Genomic DNA, 4,451 nt, shown 5'->3' on the forward strand with positions numbered 1-4,451 from the left:
CTAGACGGTGCTCGCGCAACGCTTACTTCCAGTTTGCGCGTCAGGCGGAGCAAGCGAGAACAGTCGATGCAGATTGTTGGCAAGCGGTCAGCGTCTCAACTGACTTCAGTGAGATTTGCCAAGACAGACCCTGCGCGTTTCGTCTACCAACCTCATCCACTTCCAGCGTAACCGCTACAGCCTATCCACCGATACTCGAACCAGTTCGTGAGCGTGCGCTGCTATCCCGCATAACTCAGCGTCGTCGCCGACGCTCACGAGATCGCCCGCCACGAACGCAGCTCCGAGCGGCACATGACCTACTACGCGTCACTACATCACGCTGGTCGAGCGCAAACCGGGTGAGTTCGAAGACGAAACGAAAGCGATGCGAGGGTCTTCGAATCGGCGCTGTCCTCGGTCAGCGGACATGGAGATTTGGTCGGTAACCCGAGCGTCCAGCCCGTACGCGGAGACGGAGACGCCATTTAATCTGCCGCCGGGCGCGCGTGCAGAGACGCGTTGGTGCAACGATAGTCAATTAATCTTTACGAAACCCTTAAATGGCCTCTCCGGGCCGAACCCAATCGGAAGTTCCGACCCTATGCATGGTGATGCGCAAGGGCCGGCTAGACGAACTTGTCTGGCAGACGAACGCCCGCTGGATGGGCGAAAACCGAAGGCCAAGTGACTTCCCAGCGCGACGGCGACCAGTACCGGCGCGCGCATGCGCGCCAGCGCAGCGGCGACGCTGACCCTCAACTCCTGTCGCAGATAGCCGTTAACCCGGTCTTCCGTGCACGGCCAGAGGCTGTACCGGATGGACCGGGTTGTTCGGGATCTGGACTGAAAGCTTGACGGGACGGTCAAGACTGCACCTCAATGACCTGCACCGCGCGGCAGGCAACTTAACAGAACATCACTCATGGGTATCAAACGGATCTGTGCCGCGCTCCTTGCGGCATTGCTAAGCGCGTTGATTGCAGCAGAATGCCAGGCGCAGTACACCACCGACTGGGTAGCGAACACATTTGGGTCCGACGCCACCCGCGTCGGTAACGCCGCCCGTTCCATGTGGGTAGCGCCCGAAGGAGTCATCTATACGGCGACCATGTGGGACGAAAACGCGGGCGGTGTTGCGCTATACCAGAATGGCCAGAGCATGGGTTCGCTCGGCGCTCACGGCGAGTTTCAGGGCGGTGCCATTACGGGTAATGCGACTTCCATCTTCGCTGCCCTGCAATTCAACTCGACTTACGGCAGTGGCAAGGTGGGACGATACGACCGGACCAGTCGCGCCCGCGATCTTCTCATCGACGTCAGCGCGACAACCACCGAGCGGCAGGCGGATGTAATCACCGGACTCGCGACGTCAGGCTCGCTCCTTTATGCGAGCGACTTTCCAGGCAACCGGGTCCGGATCTTCACCACCGCCGGCGTCTGGCAGCGGGATATCAACATTCCGGGTCCAGGCGCACTCGCTGTGGACGCCGCAGGAAATGTCTGGGTTGCCCAGAAGAGCGCGGGAACAATCGTCGAATTCAATCCGGCCGGCGCGCCGCTGAACACGATCCAGATGTCCGCTGCCTCCCGACCGTCCGCGCTGTATTTCGATGAGGCGAGCGCGCAGCTCATGGTTGGCGACGAGGGGCCCGACATGAACATCAAGAACTACAACATCACGAGCACTCCATTTCTGGTCAACACGTTTGGCATCAGGGGCGGATATCTCGACACCACGGCTGGAATCAAAGGTCAGGTGGGTGACAAGCGGTTCACCCGTGTTGCCGGAATCGGCAAAGACTCCGCCGGTAACCTGTATGTGCTCAACAACCCATGGGGAGGAACCTGGGACCTCGGCCGCAACGGCAACACTGACATTCACGCCTACGACAGCTCGGGCAACCTGCGATGGAAGCTCCAGTCCCTCAACTTCGAGGGGATCGCCGCTCCAGACCCGGGTACAGACGGCGCCTACTTCTATGGAGGCACCAACATCTACACTGGCACCACTGGAGGAACCTTCGTAGCGAACACCGTCGATCCAGTCGCTTATCCAGCCGATCCACGAATTGACATTAACGATCAGGGGCGGGGTGAGCACTTTGGCCAGCTCGCCACCGTCGGCGCAAACCGGATCCTTGTGGCGGCCGGCCAGAATCCCGATATCTTCTACTTCTTCCACTTCAACGCTGAGAATGGCTACATCGCCATTCCGGATGCCACGATTCCGGGTGCAGTGTTCAGTACGAATGCGAGGATCCGCAATGGATTCTGCCTTGACAGCAACGGGGACGTCTGGGCCGGTTTGGACAAGACGAATGCCATCTGGCACTATCCCCTGACCGGCTTTGATGCCAGCGGCAAGCCGAACTGGGGGGCAGGAATTTCGACGCCGATTCCTCGCACCATCACACCTCTGACGCGAATCATCTATCTGCCCGCTAGCGACACGATGATCCTCGCACAAGGAATAGTTGGAAGCACGGACTGGACGTCGATCGGATCGAGGGTCGAGGTATACCACGGCTGGCTCGCAGGCAATACCACCACACCAAATCCGGTGATCAATATCGTCGCCGCCAATGCCAAGTCGATCACCGCAGCCGGCAATTACCTCTTCGTCGGATACGTGCACACCGTGCCCAACATCGATGCCTTCAATCTCACCACAGGTACGCTGGACACCACCTTGCTCAACAGCAGTCCCAATACCGTGTACCTCGGCAATGACGTGGATTCGATGTACGGCCTTCGGTCGTACCTTCGATCGACCGGAGAGTACGTGGTTACGAAGGATAACTACAACGGCTCCGGCATTGTTGTTTATCGTTGGAAGCCTTGATGCCCCAAAAAAAGCCTGCGTGTTCCGAAGAACGCGCGGGCTGAATCAAGAGAAGGCTGTTACCGGCTCAGGCACGAAAGACGACTGGCGCAAAGCAGTCGTCATCCAACGGCTCATCTCGCCCGCGCGGCGCAATGGTGTCCGACGCCCCCGCCTGTCGGACTTCTACGCGTAGACCGTAATCGAATACCATCGAATCTCAATGTAACTCACAGTTGGGAACGTCTAGCTGTCCGACCGCAACGGCTGGTGCCGATCTCGGAAGCCTGACCGACGTCGCTGGTGCCTGCGGGCTACCGGTGCGGCAGTTTGTGGAAGCATTCCGTAATACAACCAGAATGCCTCCGTATAGGTGGTTACGCGCGTATCGCATCGAACGCGCCAAGCAATTGCATCGATCTTCCTCGCTATCTCTCGCAGAAGTGAGTTTCGCGTGTGGCTTTGCAGACCAGAGTCATTTTACGAGAACATTTGCCGCGGCGACCGGAACGACACCTGGCAACTGGCGACGTGCATGCGGCTCGTGACTAGAGACGAACTGTCCTGCAGGAGTTCGGCTTTTACCTATGCATTGAAAAGGTATTAATTGCATGTTGTGAGAGGACACGGCCAGCCGATATGTGGTACTTCGTCAGCGTTCCCGTCTGATGCTCGGCGTGCTGACGCCATGTACACCCCGCGTCAGTGTACGTGCCTTGAACAACGGCATCCCTTCTATCATGGCCAAAGATAGGGCGGTGACCACGAGAAAGCCCCCGCTCTCTCATGTTTTAAGGACCGGGGAAACACTGGAACGTTTTCGAGGGCGACCACGGTACCGGTTTTGTTGTTCCCTACATCGAGGGCCAGTTCCTAAATTCAGACTTGGTAATGAGCAGAAGCGAAGCCTGTCGCTTCGCGCTCGTCGGCATATCTGTGCAGTATCCAGTTCACCAAACTCATCAATTTTCGCCTAGGACGCGGGTCCGGCAGGTAAAGCGGATTGACCTGACGGGCAGGGGCAAGGAAGGCGTCCAAGACCCGCACTAGCCTTCCCTCACTGATATAGTCCTCAAGCAGCACCTCCGGCTGGAGGACAAATCCAGCACCGGAGAGGGCCGCCGAGCGTAAGGCGTTGCCGTCGTTGGTCATGAGGGAAGCTATAAGCGGCCAGCGATGCCGCTGCATAGGAGGCAATTTCGTCGCAAAGCCGGAGCCGTGCATGTTATGCACGAGTATAAGGCGTGCGATACAGTGCACGCCTTAACGCCCATGCATAAATAGTCAACCCGCTAGCGCGCTTCACTCTTCGTTAAAGACATGAATGGTGGCATAACGCAAGTGTTACATTCTCAAGGATCCCTTTATGCCCGCCCTCGAACAAATCCAAGACAAAATGAAACGACTCCAGGCTCAGGCCGAGGCCTTGATGGCGAACAAGGCCAAGACGGTCGTCGCTAGAATCCGGAAGCTGATGGACCAGCACGGACTGACGACCGCAGATATCGACGCGCATTCCGCTACGAAAAAACGCGCTGGCCGCCCGTCAGGCGCGGCGTCCGAGAAAGGCAGCGGGGGCAAGGCAGTAACCAAGGCGAAAGCGGCGAAGGGCAAGTTGCCTCCGAAATATCGCGATCCCAAGACCGGC

General features: G+C 58.2%; 4 protein-coding genes and 1 pseudogene. 4 read left to right on the forward strand and 1 reads right to left on the reverse strand.

The window, feature by feature from the left end; genetic code table 11:
* Positions 1–124: 124 nt before the first annotated feature.
* The 3 genes and pseudogenes from BG61_RS44930 to BG61_RS45205 form a co-directional block, all read left to right on the forward strand.
* Positions 125–343 (forward strand): annotated as a pseudogene (locus tag BG61_RS44930) (Mu transposase domain-containing protein); the annotation flags it as partial.
* 561 nt (positions 344–904) lie between these two features.
* Entirely contained in the window at positions 905–2,824 is a 1,920-nt protein-coding gene (locus tag BG61_RS37755; RefSeq protein ID WP_035926847.1) for an SMP-30/gluconolactonase/LRE family protein, read from the forward strand.
* Positions 2,825–3,039: 215 nt separating this feature from the next.
* Positions 3,040–3,351 carry a helix-turn-helix domain-containing protein gene (locus BG61_RS45205; protein WP_075584331.1) on the forward strand — a complete coding sequence of 104 codons (312 nt, stop codon included), beginning with the start codon at positions 3,040–3,042 and terminating at the stop codon, positions 3,349–3,351.
* Between the two features lie 331 nt (positions 3,352–3,682).
* On the opposite strand, the gene BG61_RS37760 is transcribed toward BG61_RS45205, so the two are convergent.
* Positions 3,683–4,027 carry a LysR substrate-binding domain-containing protein gene (locus BG61_RS37760; protein ID WP_075584332.1) on the reverse strand — a complete coding sequence of 115 codons (345 nt, stop codon included), beginning with the start codon at positions 4,025–4,027 and terminating at the stop codon, positions 3,683–3,685.
* Positions 4,028–4,169: 142 nt separating this feature from the next.
* On the opposite strand from BG61_RS37760, the gene BG61_RS37765 reads away from it, so the two are divergent.
* Positions 4,170–4,451: H-NS histone family protein (locus tag BG61_RS37765; RefSeq protein ID WP_035943309.1), on the forward strand; the 282-nt coding region annotated here is incomplete at its 3' end.

Origin of the sequence: Caballeronia glathei (assembly GCF_000698595.1) — a bacterium.
Lineage (GTDB): Bacteria > Pseudomonadota > Gammaproteobacteria > Burkholderiales > Burkholderiaceae > Caballeronia > Caballeronia glathei.